Genomic DNA, 24,785 nt, shown 5'->3' on the forward strand with positions numbered 1-24,785 from the left:
CGCACGGGGTGCAGGCATCGGGCGGTGGCCTCGATGGTTCGGTACGACCCGTTCCGCGAACAAGGGATCACACCGGACGCAAATACGCCTTGGCGTAAACACGCCTCAACTCCGCTGTTCCTCCACGTCGTTCGCGGGCTCCTCGTCCAGCCGGCCGGACCGCGCGGCGTACCGGCCGAGTGGGAAGCGGGTGGCGGCGCCGACCCGCGCCATGAGCGCCTGCAGGCGGCGCTGCACGATGCGGTGCCCCAGGCCGAGCTGACGGGCGATCGCCGCGTCGGTCAGCCCGACGTGCAGCAGGGCGACGATCCGCCGGTCGACGCAGTCGGGCCGACGTCCGCCGAGGTCGTCCGGGCCGGGACCGGCGCCGGGGAGCGCAGCCGCCACCCCTTCTCGAAGTGCGCCGTGCCGCGCCCGGCGGGCGGCGGTCCGCCCGGGGCGACGGCCGAGGGCGTGGTCCGCCCGGCCCGGCGGTGGCCGAACCGGCCTAGCGGTAGACCTTGCCGGGCTCGGCGCTGCCGGGCGCGAGGAGTTGGGGCACCGTCACGAACACGTAGCCCCGCGCCTTGAGCGCGTCGACGATCCCCGGCACGGCGGGCACGGTGCCGTCGTAGATGTCGTGCAGCAGGATGATCCCGTCGCGGGAGGACTGGTCGAGGACGCGCTCGGTGATCAGGTCGGAGTCGTTCGTCGTGTAGTCCTTGGCGGTCACGCTCCACAGGATCTCCGCGAGGCCCAGCTCGCGGCAGATGTCGTGCACCGTGTCGTCGGTGCGGCCCTGCGGCGGGCGCATCAGCGTGGGGCGCCGTCCGGTCAGGCGCTCTATCTCCTGGTTGGGGCGCTCCAGTTCCTCGCGTATCTCGTCCGGCTCGGCGTCGGTGAGGATCTTGTGCGTCCAGGTGTGGCCGGCCACCTCGTGCCCCTCGGCGGCCATGCGCCGGACCAGCTCCGGATAGGTGTCGATGTGCCGCTTGCCGAGCAGGAAGAAGGTCGCCGGGACCTGCTTCTCCTTGAGGATGTCGAGCAGACGGGCGGAGTTCTCGCTCGGTCCGGCGTCGAACGTCAGGGCTATGCACTTGGCCTTGCGGCAGTCCACGGCGCCGAACCCGGCCCGCGCCTGGGCGCCCGAGGCTCCCGCCGGTCCGGCCTTGTCCCGCGCGGAGCTGGGAGAGGTCGTCTCGAGCTTGGTGCAGCCGCTCAACGCCAGTGTCAGCGACGCGGCCGCGGCGAGAATCGCGGCTCCGCGCAACGTGGTCCCCGTTTTTGTCATCTTGCTGGTCAGCGAAGGCATGCGAGCACTATACACAGCGAGTATATACGCAGTGTATAGTGCTCGATCGAATGTCCGTTCGAGGTAGTCGGGGCTCCGGCCGGGTTACTCAGCCGACACGCACGTGTCGGCGAGAGTGAGGAGAGCCCCGTGAGCGAGAGCCCCCTGAGCGGACGCGTCTGGCGCCGGGCGCTGGTGACCGGCGGCGCCGGGTTCGTGGGATCCCACCTGTGCGGCCGGCTGCTGGAGAACGGCACCCACGTCGTCTGCCTCGACAACCTGGCCACCGGCTCCCGGAGCAACGTGGCCGAGCTGGAACGGCACCCCGGCTTCCGGTTCGTCCGGGCCGACGCGACCGACCCGAAGGCCCTGCGCGGCCTGCCCGGCCGCTTCGACCTCGTCCTGCACTTCGCCTGCCCGGCCTCGCCCGCCGACTACCTCCGGCTGCCGCTGGAGACCCTCGACGTCGGCAGCACCGGCACCCGCAACGCCCTGGAACGGGCCCGCGCCGACGGCGCCCGCTTCCTGCTCGCCTCCACCTCCGAGGTCTACGGCGACCCGTTGGAGCACCCGCAGCGCGAGAGCTACTGGGGCAACGTCAACCCGGTCGGCCCGCGCAGCGTCTACGACGAGTCCAAGCGCTTCGCCGAGGCCCTGGTCACCGCCCACCGCCAGGTGCACGGCACGGACACCGCCATCGTCCGCATCTTCAACACCTACGGCCCCCGGATGCGCACCGGCGACGGCCGCGCCGTGCCCACCTTCATCGCCCAGGCCCTGGACGGCGTGCCGCTCACCGTCGCCGGCGACGGCGGGCAGACCCGCTCCCTGTGCTACGTGGACGACACCGTCGACGGCGTCCTCGCCCTCGCCGCCTCCGGCGAGAGCGGCCCCATGAACATCGGCGGCGCCGACGAGATCACCGTGCTGGAGCTGGCCCGGCGCATCGTGGAGCTCACCGGCTCCGGCTCCCGCATCCGCTTCGTCGAGCGCCCGGTGGACGACCCCGGCCGGCGCAGGCCCGACACCACCCTCGCCCGGGAGCGCCTGGGCTGGCGGCCCCGGGTCGGCTGGGGAGAGGGCCTGGAGCGGACCATCGGATGGTTCGCCCACTCCGTCGCCGCGTAGACCCGGGCGGGCGGGCCCGGCGGATGCCGTCACGGTGAGTGACATGCCCTCTCTTGTCCGGAATTGAGCTGTTTCCAAGTGTTTGAGGCAGCCGCCCCGCGGCACCCGCGACACCAGAGAGACCACAGCAGTCCCCCGGGACGGAGCACACCCCATGCGCATCCTTGGTATCAACGCCCTGTTCCACGACCCGGCCGCCGCCCTCGTCGTCGACGGCCGGACCGTTGCGGCCGCCGAGGAAGAGCGCTTCAGCCGCCGCAAGCACGGCAAGCGGCCCGTGCCGTTCTCCGCGTGGGAGGTCCCGGAGCTGTCGGCGCGGTGGTGCCTGGAGCACGCCGGGATCCGGCCCGGGGACCTGGACGCCGTCGCGTACTCCTTCGATCCCCGCCTCGCCCGGCCGGCCCGCGACATGGGCCTCGACGACCCCTGGGACCCGCTGCGCGTCGAGTACGCCCGCAGGGCCCCCGAGTTCCTCGCCGAGGCGCTGCCCGGACTCGATCCCGACCAGGTCGTCTTCGTCCCGCACCACGTGGCGCACGCCGCCTCCGCCGGACCGGCCTCACCGCACCCGGACAACGACGTCCTCGTCCTCGACGGACGCGGCGAGTGCGCCTCCCACCTGGCCGGCCGCTACCGCGACGGCAAGCTCGACACCCTCGCCACCCAGGCCCTGCCGCACTCGCTCGGCCTGGTCTACGAGGAGCTGACCGAGCACCTCGGCTTCCTGCGCAGCAGCGACGAGTACAAGGTGATGGCCCTCGCCTCCTACGGCACCCCCCGCCACCTCGGCCTGCTGCGCGAGCACGTCCACGCCACCGGCGACGGCGGCTTCAGCGCCCACGGCGTCGACTGGGCGGCCCTCGCCCCGGCCCGCGCCAAGGGCGAGGACTGGACGAAGGACCACGCGGACCTGGCCGCCAGCACCCAGGCAGTGCTGGAGGAACTGCTCCTCGAACTCGTCCACTGGCTGCACCGCGAGGCCGGCGGCGAGGCCCTCACCATGGCGGGCGGCGTCGCCCTCAACTGCGTCGCCAACTCGAAGATCGCCGCCCGCGGCCCCTACCGGCACGTGTGGGTGCAGCCCGCCGCCGGCGACGCGGGAACGGCCCTCGGCGCCGCCCTGCACGTGTCCGCCGACCAGGAGGGCGCCGCGCCCGAGCCGATGCCCGGCGCCGCCCTCGGCCGCGGCTGGAGCGACGACGAGATCCGCGCCTGGCTCCGGACCGCCGCGATCCCCTACGAGGAACCGGACGACATCGCCGAGACGGTCGCCGACGAACTCGCCCGGGACGGCGTCGTCGCCTGGTTCCAGGGCCGCAGCGAGTTCGGTCCGCGCGCCCTCGGCCACCGCTCCCTGCTGGCCCACCCCGGCCGCGCCGAGAACCTGGAACGGCTCAACCACGTCAAGGGCCGCGAGGAGTTCCGTCCCGTCGCGCCGATGGTGCTCGCCGACCGCGCCGCCGAGATCTTCACCGGGCCCGTCCCGAGCCCCTACATGCTCTTCGTGCACGACGTGGCCCCCGCCTGGCGCGAGCGCATCCCGGCCGTCGTCCACGTCGACGGCACCGCCCGCATCCAGACCGTCGAGGAGCGCCGCGAGCCGCTCGTCGCCCGGATGCTGAACGCCTTCGAGAAGCGCACCGGACTGCCCGTCGTCGTCAACACCAGCCTCAACACCGCGGGCCGGCCCATGGTCGACGACCCGCGCGACGCGCTGGAGTGCTTCGGTTCCGCACCCGTGGACCTGCTGGCCATCGGCCCGTTCGCGGTGCGCCGGGGGAAGGCGTTCGCATGACCGGCGCCCCGCGGAGCGGCTACGCCGTCGTCGTCCCCACGCTCGCCCGCGACACGCTGGCCGACTGCCTGGCCGCGCTGGCCGCCGCGATCGGTCCCCCGCCCGACGAGATCGTCATCGTCGACGACCGGCCCGCACCGGACGCCGACCCGGGCGCGCTCGACCATCCGCTGAGCGTCCTCGGCGACCTGCGCGAACGCACCGTCGTGCTGCGCAGCGGGGGCCGGGGGCCGGCCGCCGCCCGCAACACCGGCATCCGCGCGGTGACCTCCCCGTGGACCGCGTTCCTCGACGACGACGTCCAGGTCGGCCCGCACTGGTGCGACCAGCTGGTCCAGGACATCTCCGAGGCCGCCCCCGACACCGGCGCCGTACAGGGCGTCATCGCGGTCCCGCTGCCCGGCGAGCGGCGCCCCACCGACTGGGAACGCGGCACCGCCGGTCTCGCACGGGCCCGCTGGATCACCGCCGACATGGCCTACCGCACCGACGTCCTCGAACGGGTCCGCGGCTTCGACGAACGCTTTCCGCGCGCCTTCCGCGAGGACGCCGACCTGGCGCTGCGCGTCCTCGACGCCGGCTGGCGCATCCAGCGCGGCCGCCGCACGACCCGCCACCCCGTACGCCCCGCCTCCCGCTGGGTGTCCCTCGGGCAGCAGCGCGGCAACGCGGACGACGCCCTGATGCGGCGCCTGCACGGCCCCGACTGGTGGTCCAAGGCGGTCGCTCCCCGGGGCCGCATCCGCCGCCATTCCGCGATCACCGCCGCCGGGGCCGCCGCCCTCGCCCTCGCGGCCGCCCGCCGCCCCCGGGCCGCCGCGCTCGCCGCGCTCGGCTGGGCCGCGGGCACCGCCGAGTTCGCCTGGGCCCGCATCGCGCCCGGGCCGCGCACCCGTCACGAGGTGACGACCATGCTGGTCACCAGCGTCCTCATCCCGCCCGTCGCCACCTGGCACCGGGTGAGCGGACTGTGGCGGCACCGCGGCGCCCGTGCCTGGCAGGAGGTGGCCGCATGAGCCCCGTCAAGGCCGTGCTCTTCGACCGCGACGGCACCCTCGTCCACGACGTCCCCTACAACGGCGACCCGGACCGGGTCCGGCCCGTCGACGGGGCCCGCGAGGCGGTGGCGCTGCTGCGCGCGCACGGCATCCGCGTCGGCGTCGTCACCAACCAGTCGGGCATCGCCCGCGGCCTGATCACCGGCACCGACGTGCGCCGCGTCAACCGGCGCGTCGACGAACTGGTCGGCCCCTTCGACGTCTGGGCGATCTGCCCGCACGGCCCCGACGACGGCTGCCGCTGCCGCAAACCGCGGCCGGGCCTGGTCCGGTGGGCCGCCGCACGCCTGTGCACCGCCCCCGCCGACTGCGCCGTCGTCGGAGACATCGGCGCCGACGTCGAGGCCGCGCACCGGGCGGGCGCCCACGGCGTCCTCGTCCCGAACGAGCGCACCCGCCCCGAGGAGACCGCCGCGGCACCCCACGTCGCCCCGGACCTGCCGACCGCCGTACGGGAACTCCTCGACGGCCCGCCGGAAGCCGGCGCGTCAACCGGCGCGGGCGCCGCCGCCGTGGCGCGCGACGCCCAGAGCCCCGGGAGGCCGCTGTGAAGGCCCTGGTCACCCGCCTCGACAGCTTCGGCGACGTTCTGCTCGCCGGGCCCGCCGTGCGCGCCGTCGCCGCCCGCGCCGACCACGTCACCCTGCTGTGCGGGCCGCGCGGCGCGCCCGCCGCCCGGCTGCTGCCCGGCGTGGACGAGGTCATGGTGTGGGACGCCCCCTGGGGCGGTTTCCGGCCGCCCGACGTCAGCCGGGCGGACATCGACGCCCTGGCGGACCGGATCGACGCCGACACCGCGCTGGTCCTCACCTCCTTCCACCAGTCCCCGCTGCCCACCGCCCTGGTGCTGCGCCTGGCCGGCGTCCGGTACATCGCCGCGGACAGCATGGACTACCCCGGCTCCCTGCTCGACCTGCGCCACCGGCGCGCCCCGCACGCCCACGAGGCCGAGGCCGCCCTCGACCTCGCCGAAGCGGCCGGGTTCCCCCGGCCCGACGACGGGCGGCTGCGCGTCCGCACGCCACCGCCCGCCGACGCGCTGACCGGACCCGGGCCGTACGTCGTCCTGCACCCCGGCGCCAGCGTCCCCGCCCGCGCCTGGAGCCCCGAGCGCAGCGCCGAGGCCGTGCGCGAACTCGCCGCCGCCGGGCACCGGGTGCTGGTCACCGGCGGCCCCGGCGAACGCGACCTCACCGCCTACGTGGCCGGCGAGCACGGCACCGACCTCGGCGGCCGCACCGAGGCCCCCGAACTGGCCGGCGTCCTCGCGGGCGCGTCCGTCGTCGTCACCGGCAACACCGCGCCCGCCCACCTCGCGGCGGCCGTCGGCACCCCGGTCGTCTCCCTCTTCGCCCCCGTCGTACCGGCGGAGCGGTGGCGGCCCTACGGCGTGCCGTACGTCCTGCTCGGCGACCAGGACGCGCCCTGCGCCGGCAGCAGGGCCCGGGACTGCCCCGTACCCGGCCATCCCTGCCTGGACACCGTCACCGCCACCGACGTCGCCGCCGCCGTCGAGAAACTCCTGGGGGAGGCATGAGGATCCTCATCTGGCACGTGCACGGGTCGTGGACCACGGCCTTCGTGCAGGGCCCGCACACCTACCTCGTCCCGGTCACCCCGGACCGCGGCCCCGACGGCCTCGGCCGCGCCCGCACCTGGGACTGGCCGGAGTCGGTGATCGAGGTCCCGCCGGACAGGCTCCGGGACGAGCACGTCGACGTCGTGATCCTCCAGCGCCCGCACGAACTCGCCCTGGTCGACCAGTGGCTCGGACGCCGGCCGCCCCTGGTCTACCTGGAGCACAACGCCCCCCACGGCGACGTGCCCGACACCCGCCACCCCGCGGCGGACGTCCCCGGCGTCACCCTCGTCCACGTCACCCACTTCAACCGGCTGATGTGGGACGCGGGTACGGCGCCGACGACCGTCGTCGAGCACGGCATCGTCGACCCCGGCCACCGCTGGACCGGCGAACTGGACCGCGCGGCCGTCGTCGTCAACGAGCCCGTCCGGCGCGGCCGCACGACCGGCACGGACCTGCTGCCCGCGTTCGCCCGCGCCGCCCCGCTCGACGTGTTCGGCATGCGCACCGAGGGACTGGCCGAGCACATCGGCGTCGACCCCGGCCGCTGCCGCACCCAGGACGTCGTCCAGAGCGACCTGCACGCCGAACTGGCCCGGCGCCGCGTCTACGTCCACCCCGTGCGCTGGACCTCACTCGGCCTGTCCCTGCTGGAGGCCATGCACCTGGGCATGCCCGTGGTCGCGCTCGCCACCACCGAGGTGACCGAGGCGGTGCCCCCGGGCGCCGGGGTGGTCTCCAACCGCATCGACGTACTGACCGACGCCGTACGCGACTTCCTCGCCGACCCGCTGCACGCGCGGACCGTCGGCGACGGCGCCCGTGCGGCGGCCCTGTCCCGTTACGGGCTGTCCCGCTTCCTGGACGACTGGGAGCGGCTGCTGAAGGAGGTGACCCGATGAGGATCGCCATGGTGTCCGAGCACGCGAGTCCGCTCGCCGCGCTCGGCGGCGTCGACGCCGGTGGACAGAACGTCTACGTGGCCCGTCTCACCGAGGAGTTGGCCCGGCGCGGCCACGACGTCACGGTCTACACCCGCCGTGACTCGCTGGACCTGCCCGACCGGGTGCCGCTGCCCGGCGGCGGGATCGTCGAGCACGTGCCGGCCGGACCGGCCGAGGTCGTGCCCAAGGACGACCTGTTCCCGCACATGCCGACCTTCGGCGCCTACCTGGCACGCGCGTGGAGCCGCGAGCGGCCCGACGTGGTCCACGCCCACTTCTGGATGTCCGGCATGGCGTCCCAGATCGGCGCCGGACCGCAGGGCATCCCCTGCGTGCAGACCTTCCACGCCCTCGGCACCGTCAAGCGGCGCCACCAGGGGATGCGGGACACCAGCCCGTACGAGCGCATCGGCATCGAGCGGCAGATCGGCCGCACCTGCGAACGGGTGCTGGCCACCTGCACCGACGAGGTCGTGGAACTCGGCGACATGGGTGTGCCGCCCCGCCAGGTGTCCGTGGTGCCCTGCGGCGTGGACGCCGGGCACTTCCGGCCCGGCGCCGCCTCCGGCCGCACCCCCGCCCGGAGCCGGCGCCACCGCCTGCTCGCCTGCGGCCGGCTCGTCCCCCGCAAGGGCTACGACCAGGCGATCCGGGCACTCGCCGACGTCCCCGACACCGAACTGCTGATCGCCGGCGGCCCGCCGTCCGACGCCGTGGACGCCGACCCCGAGGCACGGCGCCTGACCGCGCTCGCCGGCCGCGTCGGCGTCGGCGACCGGGTCCGGCTGCTCGGCGCGGTCGACCCGCGCGACATGCCCGCCCTGCTCGGCAGCGCGGACGTCGTGCTGAGCACCCCCGTCTACGAACCGTTCGGCATCGTGCCGCTGGAAGCCATGGCCTGCGGCGTGCCCGTCCTCGCCACCGACGTCGGCGGACACCGCGACTCCGTGGCCGACGGGGTCACCGGCCGCCTCGTCCCCCCGCAGGACCCGGACGCGATCGCCGAGGCGGCCTGCGAACTCCTCGCGGACGACGAACTGCGCCGCCGGTACGGCTCGGCGGGCCGCGAACGCGTCCTCAAGCACTACACGTGGCGGCGCGTCGCCGACGGCGCGGAGCAGGTCTACCGCATGACACTCGCCGACCACGCGCTGTCGAAGGAGGTGGCGTGATGACCGTGCACCCGCCCGTCGTCGGGCACTGCGACGAACTGCGCGACGCGCTGGGGGCGTTCCGCGCCTCCGCGCACGTCACCGAACGCTGGGGCGAGCGGCTCGCCGACGTCCTGTCCGGCGGCGGCAGACTGCTGGCCGCGGGCAACGGCGGCAGCGCCGCCCAGGCCCAGCACCTGACCGCCGAGATCGTCGGCCGCTACCGCGACGACCGGCCGCCGTTCTCCGCGATCGCCCTGCACGCCGACACCTCCAGCACCACCGCGATCGCCAACGACTACGGCGTCGACGAGGTGTTCGCCCGCCAGGTGCGCGCCCACGGCCGCGAGGGCGACGTCCTGATGCTGCTGTCCACGTCCGGCGCCAGCGCCAACCTGCTGTCCGCCGCCGACGCGGCCCGCGCGAGCGGCGTGCGGGTGTGGGCCCTCACCGGCTGCGCGCCCAACCCCCTGATGGCGGGCAGCGACGAGTCCCTGTGCGTGGACGCCCCCTCGACGGCCACCGTCCAGGAGATCCACCTGGTCGCCGTGCACATGATCTGCGCGGCTTTCGACGCCGCCCTCGACCGGGGGACGCCGGGCGGGGGGACGCCGAGGTGAGCGGACGCATGGCCGACAGGACCCCGCTGGTCGTGGTCGGCGACGCCCTGCTCGACCGCGACCTGGCCGGCTCCGCCGACCGGCTCGCGCCCGACGCGCCCGTGCCGGTGGTCGCGGAGTGCGCCGAACGCGTACGGCCCGGCGGCGCCGCGCTCGCGGCCTACCTCGCCGCCCGCGACGGCCGCGAGGTCACCCTGGTCGCGGGCGTCGGCGACGATCCCGCGAGCCGGGCCCTGCGCGAACTGCTCGAACCCTGGCTGAGGCTGGTGCCGCTGCCCCTGTCGGGGACCCTGCCCGAGAAGACCCGCGTCCTCGCCCAGGACCGGCCCGTCGTCCGCCTCGACAGGGGCGGCGGGCGGGCCCGCGAGGCCACCGACGAGGCGCGTGCCGCGCTGCGCTCGGCCCGGGCCGTGCTCGTCTCCGACTACGGGCGCGGCGCCGCCGACGCCCTGCGGGACGTGCTGGCCGCACGTCCGCCGCTGGTCTGGGACCCGCACCCGCGCGGCGGGCCGCCGGTGCCGGGCACCCGGCTGGTGACGCCCGCCGAGAAGGAGGCGCACGGCTTCGCACCCCAGGACGGCCGTGCCGGCGGCGGACTGCGCGCCGCCGCGCACAACGCCGCCGCCCTCGTGCGCGACTGGCGGGTGGCCGCGGTGACCGTGACCCTCGGCGCACGCGGCGCGCTGCTGTCGTACGGGGAACACCCGTTGCTCGTGCCCGCGCCCGCCGCCCACCACGGGGACTCCTGCGGAGCGGGCGACCGGTTCGCCGCGACCGCGGCCGGGCTGCTCGCCGACGGCGCGCTGGTGGGGGAGGCCGTGGAGGGCGCCGTGGGCGCCGCGACGGAGTTCGTCGCGGCGGGCGGCGCCGGTGCCCTGCCGCCCGCCGGCTCCGGCCCGGCCGCGGACCCCCGGCCCGACACCGACGACCCGCACGCCCTGGCCGCCCGCGTCCGCGCCCAGCACGGCACCGTCGTCGCCGCGGGCGGCTGCTTCGACCTGCTGCACGCCGGACACGTGGGCCTCCTCCAGGCCGCGCGCCGGCTCGGCGACTGCCTCGTGGTGTGCGTCAACTCCGACGCCTCGGTACGCCGCCGCAAGGGCGACGGCCGCCCCGTCAACCCCCTCGCCGACCGGGTCCGCGTGCTGCGCGCCCTCGCCTGCGTGGACGCGGTCGCGGTCTTCGACGAGGACACCCCCGAACGCCTCCTCGCCGACCTGCGCCCCGACGTCTGGGTCAAGGGCGGCGACTACGCGGGCGCCGACCTGCCGGAGGCGGCACTGCTCCAGGAGTGGGGCGGCCAGGCGGTCCTCCTCCCGTACCTCGACGGCCGCTCGTCCACGGCCCTGATGGCCCGCGCGGCGGAGGGCGTCCGATGACCCCCGACAGGCGCCCTGCCGCGACCGACGCCCCGCCCGCGGCGACGGGCGGTCCCGCACGGGCACCGGAGTCCGGTCCCGCGCACCGGCCGTCGGGACGCCCCGCGCCCGTGCCGTCGGGGGACGGCCCGGTGGTGGGGGAGCCGATGCATCCGGCGTCGGCCGGTCCCGTGCCGAGCCCTTCGGCAGTCGCGGCACCTCGACCGCGGGGACGTCATGGGCCCGCGTCCCCCTCCGGGGGCGGTCCTGTGGCGGGTGACTCCGTGCACCCGCCGCCGGCCGGGTCCGTACGGTGGCCGAAGGCCGGCCCGTCGGCTCGCCGTGCGCCGAACCCCTCCGCCGCCACGACAGCTCGGCCCTCCGGGCGGCCTGCGCCTGTGTCCTCCGCGGGTGTCCCTGTGGCGGGTGACCCCGTGCACCCGCCGCCGGCCGCCTCTGTGGCGGGGCCGTCCGGCGGTGCCCCCGAGGGGGCCGGACTCCCGGCGTGGTCTTCGGCGGGCGGTCCCGTGACCGGCGACCCCGTGCATCCGCCGCCGGCCGGTTCCACGTCCGGGGGTCCGGCGCCCGTCGACGCCGGGGCGTCCGTGGCCCAGCGGGCCGGGGAGGCCGGGCCCGAGGTGTCCGGCGTGCCGTGCCCCGGTGCCGGGCCGGAGGGCCGGGAAGCCGGGGCGCGGCCGCGGGTGCTGGTGCTGCGGGCCCTCGGGCTGGGGGACCTGCTCGCCGGGGTTCCCGCGTTGCGGGCGCTGCGGCGGGCGTATCCGGAGCACGAGATCGTGCTCGCCACCCCCGCCGAACTGGCGCCCGTCGTGGCGGTGACCGGTGCCGTGGACCGGGTGCTGCCCGCCGCCGAGCCCGGGCGCGCCGTGCCGCGCGACCTCGGATGGACCGGGCCGCCCCCCGAGGTCGCCGTCGACCTGCACGGCAACGGCCCGCCCAGTCACCGGCTGCTGACGCGGCTGCGTCCGGGGAAGCTGCTGGCGTTCGCGCATCCCGGGACACCGGAGGTCGAGGGCCCGCCCTGGTACCCCGAGGAGCACGAACGGGACCGCTGGTGCCGGCTGCTGACCGCGTACGGCATCGACGCCGACCCCGCCGACCTGCTGCTGCCCCGCCCGGCCGGCCCCTCCCCGGCGCCCGGCGCGATCGTGCTGCACCCCGGCGCCGGCGCCCCCTCGCGGTGCTGGCCCGTCGAGCGGTACGCCGCGATCGCCGGGGCCCTGCGCGAGCGCGGCCGGCGGGTCGTGGTGACCGGGGGAGCGGACGAGGGCGACCTCGTGGCCAGGCTGGCCAAGCTCGCCGACCTGCCCGACACCGACGTGTTCTCCGGCGGCCTGCCCTACGACCGGCTCTCCGCCCTGGTCGCCGGCGCCCGCGCCGTGGTCAGCGGCGACACCGGCATCGCCCACCTCGCCGTCGCCCACGCGACCCCCACCGTCACCCTCTTCGGCCCCGTCCCGCCCAGCCGCTGGGGCCCGCCCGACCACCCCCGCCACCGCGCCCTGTGGCACCCGGGGCCGGACGGCGACCCGCACGGCCGCGCGACCGACCCCGCGCTGCTGCGGATCGGCACCGACGACGTCCTGACCGCGCTCGACGCCCTGGACGCCCTCTGCGAGGCACCATGAACCACGGCACCCCTCCCGGACCGGACCACGCGACGCGCCACGGACCGGTGACCACCCGCGAACGACCGCGCACCGGCCCCGCCGGGCACGCCCCCGTCGGCGTCGTCATCGCCACCCGCAACCGCTCCGCGAGCCTCGCCGTCACCCTGCGCCACCTGCTCGCGCTCCCCGAGCGCCCCGAGATCCTCGTCGCCGACAACGCCTCCACCGACGGCACCCGCGCCATGCTCGCCCGCGACTTCCCGAGGGTCCGCGTCCTCGCGCTCCCCCTCAACCGCGGCGCCCTCGCCCGAACCCACGGCGTCCGCGCGCTCGACACGCCGTACGTGGCGTTCAGCGACGACGACTCCTGGTGGGCGCCCGGCGCGCTCGCCACGGCGGCCCGCCTGTTCGACAGGCACCCACGGCTCGGCCTGCTGTCCGCCCGCACCCTCGTCGGCCCCGCCGAGGAGGCCGACCCGCTCAACGACCTGCTCGCCTGCTCCCCGCTCGGCCGCGCCGCCGACCTGCCCGGCACCCAGGTGCTCGGCTTCCTCGGCTGCGCCGCCGTCGCCCGCCGCGAGGCCTATCTCGACGCGGGCGGCTACCACCCGCTGCTGTTCTTCGGCGCCGAGGAAACGCTCCTCGCCTACGACCTGGCCGCCCGCGGCTGGGGCGTCACCCACTGCCCCGACGTGGTCGCCCACCACCATCCGGACCCCGGCCCCCGTACCGGCCGCCCGGCCGTCGTGCGGCGCAACGAACTCCTCACCGCCTGGCTGCGCCGCCCCCTGCCGCACGCCCTCGCCCGCACCCGCGCCCTCGCCGCCGACGCCCGCCGCGACCCGCACGCCCGCCGCGCCCTGCGCGAGACGCTCACCCGGCTGCCCTCCGCACTGCGCGCCCGCAGGCCTTTGCCCCCGCACGTGGAGCGGGGCGCCCGCCTCCTGGACGGAGCGAGCTCATGACCGACCCCCGGACGACCGTCGTCGTCATCACCCACAACCGGCGCCCGGAACTCCTGCGCACCCTGGACCGCCTCGCCCGGCTTCCCGAGAAACCCCCGGTGATCGTCACCGACAACGCCTCCACCGACGGCACCGCCGCCGCCGTCGCCCGCCACCACCCCGGCGTACGGCTGCTGCGCCCCGGCCGCAACCTCGGCGCCGTCGGCCGCAATCTGGCCGTCCGCCAGGTCACCACGCCCTACGTCGCCTTCTGCGACGACGACTCCTGGTGGGCGCCGGGCTCGCTGTCCGGGGCCGCCGACCTGCTCGACCGGTATCCCGCGGTCGGCTCGGTCACCGCCCGCATCGTCGTCGAACCGGACGGCACCGAGGACCCGATCGTCCGGGAGCTGCGCGAGTCGCCCGTGCCCCGCCCCGACTGGCTGCCGGGACCGGCGCTCGGGTCCTTCCTGGCCGCCGCGACCGTCCTGCGCACCGACGCCTTCCGGGCCGCCGGCGGCTTCCATCCCCGGCTGTGGCTGGGCGGTGAGGAGGAACTGCTCGCCGCCGACCTGGCCGCCGACGGCTGGTGGCTGACGTACGACGACGACCTGACGATCCACCACCACCCCTCCGTGGTGCGGGACGCGACGCTGCGCCGCGCCCACGGCATCCGCAACACCCTGTGGTTCACCTGGCTGCGCCGCCCGGCCGGGTACGCCCTGCGCCGCACCCTGCACCTGGCCAGGACCGTCCCGCGCGACACCGCGTCCCTGCGCGCCTTCGCGGAGGCGGTGGCCGCCCTGCCGTGGGTGCTGCGCGAACGCCGGGTGCTGCCCGCGGAGGTGGAGGCGCGGCTGCGCGCCCTGGAACCGGCCCAGCGCGCGTCGACGGCGCGCAGCTACACGGGCTGACGGACCACACGCACCCGGCCCCCCGCCGAGGGGACGAGGGGCCGGGTGCGTGTGCCGCGGTCCCCCGGGCCTACGAAGGGACCCGGCGCCGGGGCCCGGCGTCCGGCCGGTCCGCCGGCCGCGCCCCGAGCGCCGCCACGAGACCGTCCGCGCCGTCGGTTTCCCGGTCCGCCCGGAACCGGGCGCCGATCCGCCGCGCGGCCTCCCGCCCGTCGGCCAGGCACCACCGCCACCAGCGTTCCAGCGCGTCCGTGCCCAGTGCCTCGGCGGCCACCAGCGCGGGCCAGCCGCAGGCGCGGGCCTGCGCCGTCACCTTCGCGCCGCCCGCGACCGGGTCCACCGCCAGCACCGGAGTGCCGGCCCGCAGCGCGAGCACCAGCCCGTGCAGCCGGTCGGTGACGACCAGGTCCAGCCGGGACAGCACGGCCTCCAACTGGGCCGGGGTGCCGCACAGCCGCCAGTCGTGCGCGTCGAGCCGGGTCTCCAGCTCCAGGCGCGCGCAGTCCTTGCCGGCCAGCCAGCGCGTCAGCGCCCCGGCGACCTCCTCGTGCCGCCGCTGCGCCCCGTACTCGTGCTGCCCGTGGGTGAGCACCACCGCGACGACGGGCCTCGCGGGCAGGGCCGGGGCGCGGGCCGCGAGGTCGAGGGACGGCGGGGCCCCGGCGGCGTCACGGGCGAGGACGCGGTCGAAGCCGGTGACGGCGGGGGAGCCGGCGTCCACGACGGACACGCCGACCGCGATCCGCACGCAGTGCGCGAACCGGCGGTGCAGTTCCTCGACCTGCGGCCCGTGCGCGGGTCCGCACACGAACACCAGATGGGAGTAGGCCGCCGGGTCCACGTCCGGGAAGTGGAGCGCGTCCGCCCGGAAACCGGGGCTCCAGACGACGTCGTGGGCGATCCCCGCGTCGCGCAGCACCTCCTCGACCCGGCGCAGCGCGAGGACGTCGCCCGCGGTCGCCTCTCCGTGCAGGAAGCTGAACCACCCGGTCACCAGGACCCGGTCCGGCCCGGGGCCGACGCGCCTGCTTGGTCCGCCATGTCCGTCATGTGCGTGCACAGTGGCCCCGGGTGCCCGTCCGGCCGGAGGGCAATCACCGTGTCCCCCGCCCGGCGTGGGCGCGCCTCGTCCCGGTGCCCTCCGGCCGCGGCACCGGGGTCCACGCGGAGAGGCGTCGCGGACAGAAGCTGTCCGCGAGCGGCGCTACCGTGCGGAGCATGACGTCCAAGGCATCCACGACGGCCCCCGTGCTCGGCACCCGCGCCCTCAACCGCGCCACGCTGGCCCGGCAGTTGCTGCTGCGCCGCGCACCGATGTCCGCCGAGGACGCGGTCGCGCACCTCGTCGGGCTCCAGGCCCAGAACGTGAAGCCCCCGTACTACGCGCTCGCCGCCCGCCTCGACGGCTTCACCCCCGAGGACCTGTCCGCGCCGATGGCCGAACGCCGGGTCGCCCGCCTCGTCACCCTCCGCTCGACCATCCACACCCACACCGCCGACGACTGCCTGTCCCTGCGCCCGCTGGTGCAGGCCGCCCGGGACCGCGAGCTGGTGAACTTCCGCAAGGGGCTCGTCGGCGTCGACCTGGACCGGCTCGCCGTCCTCGCCCGCGAACTGGTCGAGGCCGAGCCCCGCACCATGAAGCAGCTCCGCGAGGCCCTGCTCCTCCACTGGCCGGACGCCGACCCGCAGGCCCTGGCCGTCGCCGCCCGCTGCCGGCTCCCGCTCGTGCAGGTGACACCGCGCGGTCTGTGGGGCCGCGGCGGACAGGTCGAGCTGACCACCGCCGAGCACTGGTTCGGGCGCCCCGCGGAGCCGGTGCCGGCACCGGACGGCACCGTTCTGCGCTACCTCGCCGCGTTCGGCCCCGCGTCCGTGAAGGACATGCAGACCTGGGCCGGTCTGACCCGGCTGCGCGACGCGTTCGAACGGCTCCGCCCCCGCCTGCTCACCTTCCGGGCCCCGGACGGCACCGAACTGTTCGACCTCCCGGACGCCCCGCGTCCCGACCCGGACACCCCGGCGCCGCCGCGCTTGTTGCCCGAGTACGACAACCTGCTGCTCTCCCACGCCGACCGGGCCCGCCTGGTCCCGCCCGAGCACAGGGGCCGCACCTGGCGGGGGAACCAGGCCTACCGCGTCCTGCTCGTCGACGGCTTCGTGGCCGGACTCTGGAAGCTCGAGGACGCCACCCTCGTCGTCGAGCCCTTCGGCCGGATCACCGGGGCGGGGCGCGACGAGATCGCCGCCGAGGGGGAGCGGATGCTGGCGGTGATGCATCCGGGGGAGGCGTACGACGTCCGCTTCGGCACCGTGCGCGACTGAACGGTGGGCGGCGGAACGGGCCCGGCCAGTCGGCCTTCGGGCATGGAGAGGGGGCGCTGCGGGCCGCTCGTGGTGGCTCGCAACGCCCCCTGGTTCTTCCCTGAGGGGTACTCAGGAGTCCTGCCGGGGCGCGGTCCTCGCCCCGGGAAGTGATCCCTGCCAGGACGCCCCGGTGAAGGGGGGTCCGCCGCCGTCGCCCTGGCAGGAGTGCTGGGCGCCGGAGGTGGATCCGGCGCACGGAAGTCGCCCGTGCCGAAGTCGGGGCCGTGGGAGGCGGCGCGGCCCGGGTCTCTCACGCCGACGGCCGGCCGGCGCGCGGTGTCGGCGGTGGGGGCGGGCCACGGCTGGGGCCGCCGGACTGGCGCGGGTGAGCCCGAACATGAGTCTCCTCAAGATCTGCCGGTGGGGGGTCGCACGGGTGTGGGGGGTAGCACGGGGGCCTCGGGACAGACCCCCGTGTGCCCGGGCGAGCGGCACGCCCTCACGCTAGGACCGGCGGCACCGGCCCCCCAATGAGGGAACCCCCTAAGGGAGGCGGGCAGGGATAACCCTCGATGCCCGGCCGTCAAACCCGGCCGTTTCTCCCGGCCGCCGTCCCGCGTTCACCGGGCCGCCGCCCTCCGGGCACACGGACGGGGCCGTTCACCCCGCCGTGGCGCCCTCCGGCCCGTGCCGGCGGATCACTCGGCCCGGCGCCCCGCCGCCAGTCTCACGATGTCGACCCGCGACCGGATCCCGAGCTTGCGGTAGACCCGGGTGAGCGTCGCCTCCACCGTCTTGACGCTGACGAACAGCCGGGAGGCGATCTCCCGGTTGGTGGCGCCCTCCATGACCAGTGAGGCGACCTGGCGCTCCATCGCGGCGAGGCCCGCGAGGCAGTCAGGCTCGGCCCGCCGTGCCGGGGCGGGACCGGCCGCCCGCGCCGCGACCGCGGCGTCCACCAGCCGCAGCCAGGGCAACGCCCGGCAGCGCCGGAAGAGCCGCGCCGCCTCGTCGTACGTCGCCGGACCCGGCCGGTCCGCCCGCAGCTCCGCCAGCGCGAACACCGTCCGCGCCTCCTCCAGGCCGTACCCGAGCTCCGCGAGGCGGTCCCGCGCCGAGACCAGCCGGGTGAGCGCGGCCCGGTGCTCGCCCCGCGCCGCGCGCACCCGTGCCTCCGCCCGGTCCAGCACCGCCAGCACACTGCCGCGCCCCAGCCGCACCGCGTGGGCGCGGGTGGCCTCGACGACCTCCTGCGCCTCGGCCGGCTGCCCGGTCCGCACCAGCGCCTCCGCGAGATCGCCCTGCCACCGGCCGCGCGCCGGGTCGAAGATGCCGGCGCCGGCCTCCAGCTCCCGTACGCGGCGCAGCGCGTCCACGGCCGCGGCGGCGTCGCCCGACATCAGGCGGGCGTGCCCGAGCGCCGCCAGGCTCCGCGACAGGTACACGGCGTCGCCGTCCTCCTCGGCCCGCCGCACCGCCTCCCGCGCCAGGGTCAGCGCCCGCTCCACGTCACCGCCCGCGGCCTCGGCGAGCGCGGCCTGCATCGCTCCCGCGGCCTCGCCGATGCCCGCGTCCCGCGCCAGCGTCAGACTCTCCCGGGCCAGTTCGAGGGCCCGGCCGCAGTGCCCGGCGTTCAGTTCGGTCTCGGACAGCAGACGCAGGTAGTGGACCTCGCTCTCGGCCATGCCGCGCCGCCGCACCTCGCGCAGCAGGCCCATGACGGTGGTCCGCGCCTCGGCCAGGCGGTCGCTCATCAGCAGCCAGCGGAACCGGGAGGAACCGGCGCCGTTGTGATGGCACGCCACCCGCGGGTCCTGCGGCTCCTGCCGGGCCCGCTCGATGGTCGCCGGGGCGTCCGGGTGCCCCATCAGGGTCTCGGCCTGGGACTGGAAGGAGAGCGCCATCAGCTCGGTGCTGCGGTCCCCGGCCCGCGCCGCCAGCCGGGCCGCGTGCGCGGCCTCCTCCCGGCCCTGGGCGAAGTCGCCCTGCACCACCAGGCCGCGCCAGGCGAGCTGGTAGTGGACCAGGGCGAGCAGCCCGGGGTCGTCGCCCGCGTCGGCCAGGGCCTGCGGGAAGACGGCGTCGACCTCGCCGATGGCCTGCCCGGCCGCCTCGATGACCACCATCCACGCCCGTACGCGCTCGCCGGGCGCGGTGGCCCGGGTCAGCACCTCCCGGGCGACGTCCCGGGCGAGGTCCACCTCGCCGGCGGTGATGGCGTCCTCCGCGGCCTGGAGCCGGCGCTCGTCCGGCCCCGGCGTGCTGTCCGCCGGGGTGTGCCGGGCCGCGAGCAGCCCCAGCGAGGCGGCCACCGACGGCGCGCCGCGGTCCCGGGCCAGCGCGGCGGCCTCCGCGAGCGTCGCCGCCACGTCCGGGTCGGTGCCGGTGGTGGCGAGCGCCAGGTGCCGGGCGCGCTCGATCGGGTCCGAGGCCGCCGTGGACAGCGCGGCGTGCGCGGCCCGCCGTTCGCGCGCCGGTGCCTCGGCGTACAGCGCGGCCGAGATCAGGGGGTGCGCGAACCGTACGGTGGGGCCCTCCGGGTCGGTCGCGAGGAGGCCCAGTTCTGCGGCCTGGGCGGTCTCGGCCTCGGCGTTCTCGCGGCCGGCCGCGTGCAGCAGGGCGGGGGTGGGGCGGGCGCCCGCGCTGGCCACCAGCAGGGTGCGGCGGGCCTCCTCGGACAGCATCTCCAGCCGGCTGAGCACCAGGGCGCGCAGCGAGGTCGGCACGGGCAGCGGCTCGCCCGGCCGGGGCGGGGTGGGGTTCTCGGCCAGGGCGCGGCCCAGCTCCAGGGCGAACAGCGGGTTGCCGCCGCTGGTGCGGTGGATGTCGCGGACCGTGGAGCGGGGCAGGCCGGTGAAGCCCCGCTGGTCGAGCAGGGCCGACACCTGGTCGCGGGTCAGCGGGTCGAGGCGTACGGCGCGGGTGTCCGGCGGGGAGGCGCGCAGATGACGGTCGTACTCCTGGCCGTACTCCTGTCCGTCGGTGCGCACCGCGCTGAGCAGGCGCACCGGGGTGTCGCCCAGGCGGCGGGCGGCGAAGCCGAGCAGTTCGGTGCTGGCGGGGTCCAGCCACTGGAGGTCGTCGGCGACGACGAGGACGGGGCCCTCGGCGGCGAGGGCGCGCAGAGCGGACAGCACGGCCAGACGCAGGGCGAGGCCGTCGCGCTGGAGGGTGGACTCGCCGCGGCCGGTGAGCGCCGACTCCAGCGCGGTGCGCTGCGCGCCGGGCAGGACGCCGGACACCTCGTCCAGCACCGGTCCGAGGAGGTCGGCCAGGGCGAGGAAGGGGAGATGCGATTCGGACTCGGTCGCCGAGCAGCGCAGCACGGTGCGCGTCGTGGGGGCGTATTCGGCGGCCAGTGTCCGCAGGACGGTCGACTTTCCGATTCCGGCCGGCCCGTGCAGGAGCACACTGCCGCCACGGGTGAGCTGCTCACGGGCCGCGGCGAACGGTGCCTCCCGGCCGATGACCAGGTCGGACCCGGACCCGGCAGGCTCCGTGAAGTCCCGTCGCACGGTGACCGCTCCCCTCCAGGCGTCGTGTCCGGGCCAATATTAGGCATTGGCGCATTGCATGACGGACGGCCGCGGAGGTGAGGGAAATAACAAGGGGGCAAAGACGCAATGCGAAGATCCCCCGAAAACCCGGCCGCCACGTTGGGCGAACAGCACCGGCTAGGGAAGCCACCCCGCGCGACGGGCCGCGACGACTGCCTCGCCCCGGGTGCGGGCGCCCAGTTTGCGCATCGCCGACCGGAGATAGCCCTTCACCGTCTCCGCGCCCACCCCCAGCCGCTCGGCCGCCGCCGCGTTCGTCGCCCCGGCCGCCACGCACGCCAGGACGTCCACCTCGCGCGGGGCCAGCCGCACCCCGTCGCCGGGACCGCCGCCCGCGGCCAGCATCCCGCAGGCGCGCAGCAGCTCGTCCCGCAGCGCCGGGTCCGTGATCCTCGGAGCCAGCGCCCGCAGCGCCGCGTGCGCCTCCCGCACCTGCTCCCACGCCGCCGAGCCCGCCGGGTCGCGGGCCGGTTCCGGCCGGGCCGCCGCCAGCAGCTCGCCCGCCTCCTCCCGCAGCAGCAGCGCCTGCTCCACGTCCCGCGCCGCGTCCACGGCCGCGCCGAGCGTCCGGTCGCCCAGCGGCTGGGCCGTCCGCAGCGCGCCGTAGAGCACCCCGCGCACCCGGCGCCGTACGACCACCGGTACGGCCAGCACCGAGCGCAGGCCCTCGGCGGCGACGGGCAGGTCGTACTCGTGGCTGATCTGCCGGGAGACGGAGTAGTCGGTGACGGCGCACGGCCGGGTCAGCAGGACGGCCTTGCCGCCGAGGCCGTTGCCGGAGGTCACCGCCAGCGCGCTGAGCGCGGCCGTCGCGGTGCCGCTCAGCTCGCTGATGCGCACCCGCTGCCGGCCGGCCTCCACCAGCCCGCCGAACGCCACCGGCAGCCCGGTGGTGCGCCGCAGCCGCACCAGCGCGCTGCGGATCTCCACCACGTCAGCCGCGTCCACCGCCACTGCGCTCACTCCTTCGCGGCCCGTTCCGTCGCGCACACCCCCGTTCGGGGGTAGTGAGACCTGCATCACGGAGTAAACGATGGCAGAGAGCCGCCCGGCAATGGTCCGGCACCGAGGAGGACAGATGACGACGGCGACCGAGCTGTTCCGCAGCGCACGCGATTTCCTGCTGGAGCACCGTACGGACTACGCCACCGCGTACGAGGGGTTCGCCTGGCCCCGCCCGGAGAACTTCAACTGGGCGCTGGACTGGTTCGACGTCATCGCCGAGGGCAACGAGCGCACGGCGCTGCACATCGTGGAGGAGGACGGCTCCGAGGCGCGGGTGTCGTTCGCGCGGATGTCGGAGCGTTCCGACCGCGTGGCCAACTGGCTGCGTGAGCGGGGCGTCCGCGCCGAGGACCGCATCCTCGTCATGCTCGGCAACCAGACCGAGCTGTGGGAGACCGCCCTGGCGGCGATGAAGCTGCGCGCCGTGGTCATCCCGGCCACCACCCTGCTGGGCCCCGCCGACCTGCGCGACCGCGTCGACCGCGGCCGGGTGCGGCACGTGATCGCGCGGGCCGAGGACACCGGCAAGTTCGCCGACGTGCCCGGCGACTACACGCGCATCGCGGTCGGCGGCACCACGGAGCCGGGCTGGCAGCCGTACGAGGACGCCGACGCGGCCCCCGCGGGCTTCACCCCGGACGGCCCCACCGCCGCCGACGACCCGCTGATGCTCTACTTCACCTCCGGCACCACGGCCCGCCCCAAGCTGGTCGAGCACACCCACGTCTCGTACCCCGTCGGGCACCTGGCGACCATGTACTGGATCGGCCTGAAGCCGGGGGACGTGCACCTGAACATCTCCTCGCCCGGCTGGGCCAAGCACGCCTGGTCGAACCTGTTCGCGCCGTGGAACGCCGAGGCGACGGTCTTCCTGCACAACTACACGCGCTTCGACGCCGCCCGGCTGATGCGCGAGATGGACCGGGCCGGGGTGACGACGTTCTGCGCACCGCCGACCGTGTGGCGCATGCTCATCCAGGCCGACCTCACCCAGCTCGCCACCCCGCCGCGCGAGGTCGTCGCCGCCGGCGAGCCGCTGAACCCGGAGGTCATCGAGCAGGTCCGCCGCGCCTGGGGCGTCACCATCCGGGACGGCTTCGGGCAGACCGAGACCGCAGTGCAGGTGTCCAACAGCCCGGGGCAGGTGCTGAAGACCGGGTCCATGGGCCGGCCCAGCCCCGGCTACCGCGTCGAACTGCTCGACCCGGTCACCGGCGCGCCCGGCGCGGACGAGGGCGAGATCGCGCTCGACCTGTCCGAGCGTCCCGTCGGTCTGATGACCGGCTACCACGGCGACCCCGACCGCACCGCCGAGGCCATGGCCGGCGGCTACTACCGCACCGGCGACATCGGCGCCCGCGACGCCGACGGATACCTGACCTACGTCGGGCGGGCCGACGACGTCTTCAAGGCGTCCGACTACAAGATCTCCCCGTTCGAGCTGGAGAGCGCCCTGCTGGAGCACGAGGCGGTCGCCGAGGCGGCGGTCGTACCGGCCCCCGACGAGCTGCGGCTCGCGGTGCCGAAGGCGTACGTCGTCCTGGCGGCGGGCTGGGCGCCCGGACCGGACACCGCGAAGGTCCTCTTCGAGCACTCCCGCGAGACCCTCGCCCCCTACAAGCGCGTCCGCCGCCTGGAGTTCGGCGAACTGCCCAAGACCGTCTCCGGCAAGATCCGCCGGATCGAGCTGCGCGAGGCCACCGCCGCGGGCTCCGAGAACGAGTACCGCGAGGAGGACTTCCGGTGACCGCCCCGTCCTACGCCCACGGCACCAGCGAGACCCCGCTCCTCGGCGACACCATCGGCGCCAGTCTCGACCGGGCGATCGCCGCCCACCCGGACCGCGAGGCCCTGGTCGACGTGCCCTCCGGCCGCCGCTGGACCTACGCCGAGTTCGGTGCCGCCGTCGAGGAGGTGGCGCGCGGACTGCTGGCGAAGGGCGTCACGAAGGGCGACCGGGTCGGCATCTGGGCGGTCAACTGCCCGGAATGGGTCCTCGTCCAGTACGCCACCGCCCGCATCGGCGTCATCCTGGTCAACGTCAACCCGGCCTATCGCGCCCACGAGCTGGAGTTCGTGCTCAAGCAGTCCGGCATCGGCGTGCTCATCGCCTCCCTGGCCCACAAGACCAGCGACTACCGGGCGATCGTGGACCAGGTCCGCGGCAGGTGCCCCGCGCTGCGGGAGACCGTCTTCATCGGCGACCCGTCCTGGGACGCGCTCACCGCCGGCGCCGCCTCCGTGCCGCGCGAGCGGGTCGAACAGCTCGCCGCCGAGCTGAGCTGCGACGACCCGGTCAACATCCAGTACACCTCGGGCACCACCGGCTTCCCCAAGGGCGCCACCCTCTCCCACCACAACATCCTCAACAACGGCTACTGGGTGGGCCGTACGGTGGGCTACACGGAGCAGGACCGGGTCTGCCTGCCCGTCCCCTTCTACCACTGCTTCGGCATGGTCATGGGCAACCTGGGCGCCACCTCCCACGGCGCCTGCATCGTCATCCCCGCCCCGTCCTTCGACGCGAAGGCCACGCTGGAGGCGGTGCAGCGCGAGCGGTGCACGTCCCTGTACGGCGTCCCGACCATGTTCATCGCCGAGCTGAACGACCCCGGCTTCGCCACGTACGACCTCTCCTCGCTGCGCACCGGCATCATGGCGGGCTCGCCCTGCCCGGTCGAGGTGATGAAGCGGGTGGTCGCGGAGATGCACATGGAGCAGGTGTCCATCTGCTACGGCATGACCGAGACCTCCCCGGTCTCCGTGCAGACCCGCATGGACGACGACCTGGAGCACCGCACCGGCACCGTCGGCCGGGTGCTGCCGCACATCGAGGTGAAGGTCGTCGACCCGGTCACCGGCGTCACCCTGCCCCGCGGCGCCGCCGGTGAACTGCGCACCCGTGGCTACAGCGTGATGCTCGGCTACTGGGACGAGCCGGAGAAGACCGCCGAGGTGATCGACGCCGGCCGCTGGATGCACACCGGGGACCTCGCGGTGATGCGGGAGGACGGCTACGTCGAGATCGTCGGCCGCATCAAGGACATGATCATCCGGGGCGGGGAGAACATCTACCCGCGCGAGGTGGAGGAGTTCCTCTACGGCCACCCGAAGATCGCGGACGTGCAGGTCGTCGGCGTGCCGCACGAGCGCTACGGCGAGGAGGTCCTCGCCTGCGTCATCCCGCGCGACGCGGCCGACCCGCTCACCCTGGAGGAACTGCGCGCCTACTGCGAGGGACAGCTCGCCCACTACAAGGTGCCCAGCCGCGTCCAGAACCTCGAGGCCTTCCCGATGACCGTGTCGGGGAAGGTGCGCAAGATCGAGCTGCGGGAGACCTACGGCACGTAGGTCTGCCGGGGAGGAAGAAGCAGGGCCGGCCGGCCGTGGCGTCCAGCGCCACGGCCGGCTCCTTTGTGTCCGGCCGGCCGCGGGGACCGCGTCGCGGCTCGTCGTCTCTTGACGGCTTCCGGCCACCCACTTACATTACTTCCAGATCGTAGAAATCAAATTTCGCTATACGG

The 24,785-nt window shown here is 75.8% G+C and carries 20 protein-coding genes; 15 read left to right on the plus strand and 5 right to left on the minus strand.

What is annotated here, in order from left to right; all coding sequences use genetic code 11:
• Window positions 1-105: 105 nt before the first annotated feature.
• Together ACH499_RS31790 and ACH499_RS31795 are read right to left on the minus strand one after the other, a co-directional pair.
• Complete coding sequence (locus tag ACH499_RS31790) at window positions 106-387, minus strand: hypothetical protein (RefSeq protein ID WP_399020227.1); 282 nt, start codon at window positions 385-387, stop codon at window positions 106-108.
• Window positions 388-487: 100 nt separating this feature from the next.
• Entirely contained in the window at window positions 488-1,291 is an 804-nt protein-coding gene (locus ACH499_RS31795) for a polysaccharide deacetylase family protein (protein WP_399020229.1), read from the minus strand.
• A 129-nt stretch (window positions 1,292-1,420) separates the two neighbouring features.
• Between ACH499_RS31795 and ACH499_RS31800 the strand changes: the two genes are divergently transcribed.
• From ACH499_RS31800 to ACH499_RS31855, 12 genes are all read left to right on the plus strand, one after another.
• Window positions 1,421-2,398 (plus strand): UDP-glucuronic acid decarboxylase family protein, encoded by a 978-nt coding sequence (locus ACH499_RS31800; RefSeq protein WP_399020231.1) that lies wholly within the window; start codon window positions 1,421-1,423, stop codon window positions 2,396-2,398.
• A 154-nt stretch (window positions 2,399-2,552) separates the two neighbouring features.
• The gene (locus tag ACH499_RS31805) at window positions 2,553-4,193 is read left to right on the plus strand and encodes a carbamoyltransferase (RefSeq protein WP_399020233.1); all 1,641 of its coding nucleotides are present in this window, start codon (window positions 2,553-2,555) and stop codon (window positions 4,191-4,193) included.
• The gene (locus ACH499_RS31810; RefSeq protein ID WP_399020235.1) at window positions 4,190-5,209 is read left to right on the plus strand and encodes a glycosyltransferase; all 1,020 of its coding nucleotides are present in this window, start codon (window positions 4,190-4,192) and stop codon (window positions 5,207-5,209) included. The genes ACH499_RS31805 and ACH499_RS31810 overlap by 4 nt, the downstream gene beginning before the upstream one ends.
• Window positions 5,206-5,802 carry a D-glycero-alpha-D-manno-heptose-1,7-bisphosphate 7-phosphatase gene (locus tag ACH499_RS31815; protein ID WP_399020237.1) on the plus strand — a complete coding sequence of 199 codons (597 nt, stop codon included), beginning with the start codon at window positions 5,206-5,208 and terminating at the stop codon, window positions 5,800-5,802. The genes ACH499_RS31810 and ACH499_RS31815 overlap by 4 nt, the downstream gene beginning before the upstream one ends.
• Window positions 5,799-6,788, plus strand: a complete 990-nt coding sequence (locus ACH499_RS31820) for a glycosyltransferase family 9 protein (protein WP_399020239.1) — start codon at window positions 5,799-5,801, stop codon at window positions 6,786-6,788. Before ACH499_RS31815 ends, ACH499_RS31820 begins: the two co-directional genes overlap by 4 nt.
• The gene (locus tag ACH499_RS31825) at window positions 6,785-7,735 is read left to right on the plus strand and encodes a glycosyltransferase (RefSeq protein WP_356202250.1); all 951 of its coding nucleotides are present in this window, start codon (window positions 6,785-6,787) and stop codon (window positions 7,733-7,735) included. Before ACH499_RS31820 ends, ACH499_RS31825 begins: the two co-directional genes overlap by 4 nt.
• On the plus strand, window positions 7,732-8,949 hold the full coding sequence (locus ACH499_RS31830) for a glycosyltransferase (RefSeq protein WP_399020241.1): 1,218 nt from the start codon (window positions 7,732-7,734) through the stop codon (window positions 8,947-8,949). Before ACH499_RS31825 ends, ACH499_RS31830 begins: the two co-directional genes overlap by 4 nt.
• Window positions 8,949-9,548 carry an SIS domain-containing protein gene (locus ACH499_RS31835; protein ID WP_356202246.1) on the plus strand — a complete coding sequence of 200 codons (600 nt, stop codon included), beginning with the start codon at window positions 8,949-8,951 and terminating at the stop codon, window positions 9,546-9,548. Before ACH499_RS31830 ends, ACH499_RS31835 begins: the two co-directional genes overlap by 1 nt.
• A gap of 8 nt (window positions 9,549-9,556) precedes the next feature.
• Window positions 9,557-10,927 (plus strand): D-glycero-beta-D-manno-heptose 1-phosphate adenylyltransferase, encoded by a 1,371-nt coding sequence (gene rfaE2, locus ACH499_RS31840; protein ID WP_399020243.1) that lies wholly within the window; start codon window positions 9,557-9,559, stop codon window positions 10,925-10,927.
• A gap of 626 nt (window positions 10,928-11,553) precedes the next feature.
• Entirely contained in the window at window positions 11,554-12,552 is a 999-nt protein-coding gene (locus ACH499_RS31845; RefSeq protein ID WP_399020295.1) for a glycosyltransferase family 9 protein, read from the plus strand.
• Window positions 12,549-13,499: a glycosyltransferase family 2 protein gene (locus tag ACH499_RS31850; protein WP_399020245.1), complete on the plus strand. Its 951-nt coding sequence runs from the start codon at window positions 12,549-12,551 to the stop codon at window positions 13,497-13,499. The genes ACH499_RS31845 and ACH499_RS31850 overlap by 4 nt, the downstream gene beginning before the upstream one ends.
• The gene (locus tag ACH499_RS31855; RefSeq protein ID WP_356202240.1) at window positions 13,496-14,392 is read left to right on the plus strand and encodes a glycosyltransferase; all 897 of its coding nucleotides are present in this window, start codon (window positions 13,496-13,498) and stop codon (window positions 14,390-14,392) included. The genes ACH499_RS31850 and ACH499_RS31855 overlap by 4 nt, the downstream gene beginning before the upstream one ends.
• A gap of 70 nt (window positions 14,393-14,462) precedes the next feature.
• On the opposite strand, the gene ACH499_RS31860 is transcribed toward ACH499_RS31855, so the two are convergent.
• A complete protein-coding gene (locus ACH499_RS31860) occupies window positions 14,463-15,386 on the minus strand; it encodes a polysaccharide pyruvyl transferase family protein (RefSeq protein WP_399020247.1) in 924 nt (307 codons plus the stop codon).
• 224 nt (window positions 15,387-15,610) lie between these two features.
• Here ACH499_RS31860 and ACH499_RS31865 point away from each other — a divergent pair, with 224 nt between their 5' ends.
• Complete coding sequence (locus tag ACH499_RS31865) at window positions 15,611-16,717, plus strand: winged helix DNA-binding domain-containing protein (RefSeq protein WP_399020249.1); 1,107 nt, start codon at window positions 15,611-15,613, stop codon at window positions 16,715-16,717.
• A 680-nt stretch (window positions 16,718-17,397) separates the two neighbouring features.
• Here the strand turns inward: ACH499_RS31865 and ACH499_RS31870 are convergent.
• Complete coding sequence (locus tag ACH499_RS31870) at window positions 17,398-20,214, minus strand: AAA family ATPase (protein ID WP_399020252.1); 2,817 nt, start codon at window positions 20,212-20,214, stop codon at window positions 17,398-17,400.
• Between the two features lie 159 nt (window positions 20,215-20,373).
• Complete coding sequence (locus tag ACH499_RS31875; RefSeq protein ID WP_356202232.1) at window positions 20,374-21,210, minus strand: helix-turn-helix transcriptional regulator; 837 nt, start codon at window positions 21,208-21,210, stop codon at window positions 20,374-20,376.
• 124 nt (window positions 21,211-21,334) lie between these two features.
• Between ACH499_RS31875 and ACH499_RS31880 the strand changes: the two genes are divergently transcribed.
• Both ACH499_RS31880 and ACH499_RS31885 read left to right on the plus strand, forming a co-directional pair.
• Window positions 21,335-23,008, plus strand: a complete 1,674-nt coding sequence (locus tag ACH499_RS31880) for an AMP-binding protein (RefSeq protein WP_356202230.1) — start codon at window positions 21,335-21,337, stop codon at window positions 23,006-23,008.
• Entirely contained in the window at window positions 23,005-24,612 is a 1,608-nt protein-coding gene (locus tag ACH499_RS31885) for an AMP-binding protein (protein ID WP_399020255.1), read from the plus strand. Before ACH499_RS31880 ends, ACH499_RS31885 begins: the two co-directional genes overlap by 4 nt.
• Window positions 24,613-24,785: the final 173 nt, after the last annotated feature.

The organism is Streptomyces sp. NPDC018947, assembly GCF_044390505.1.
GTDB lineage: Bacteria > Actinomycetota > Actinomycetes > Streptomycetales > Streptomycetaceae > Streptomyces.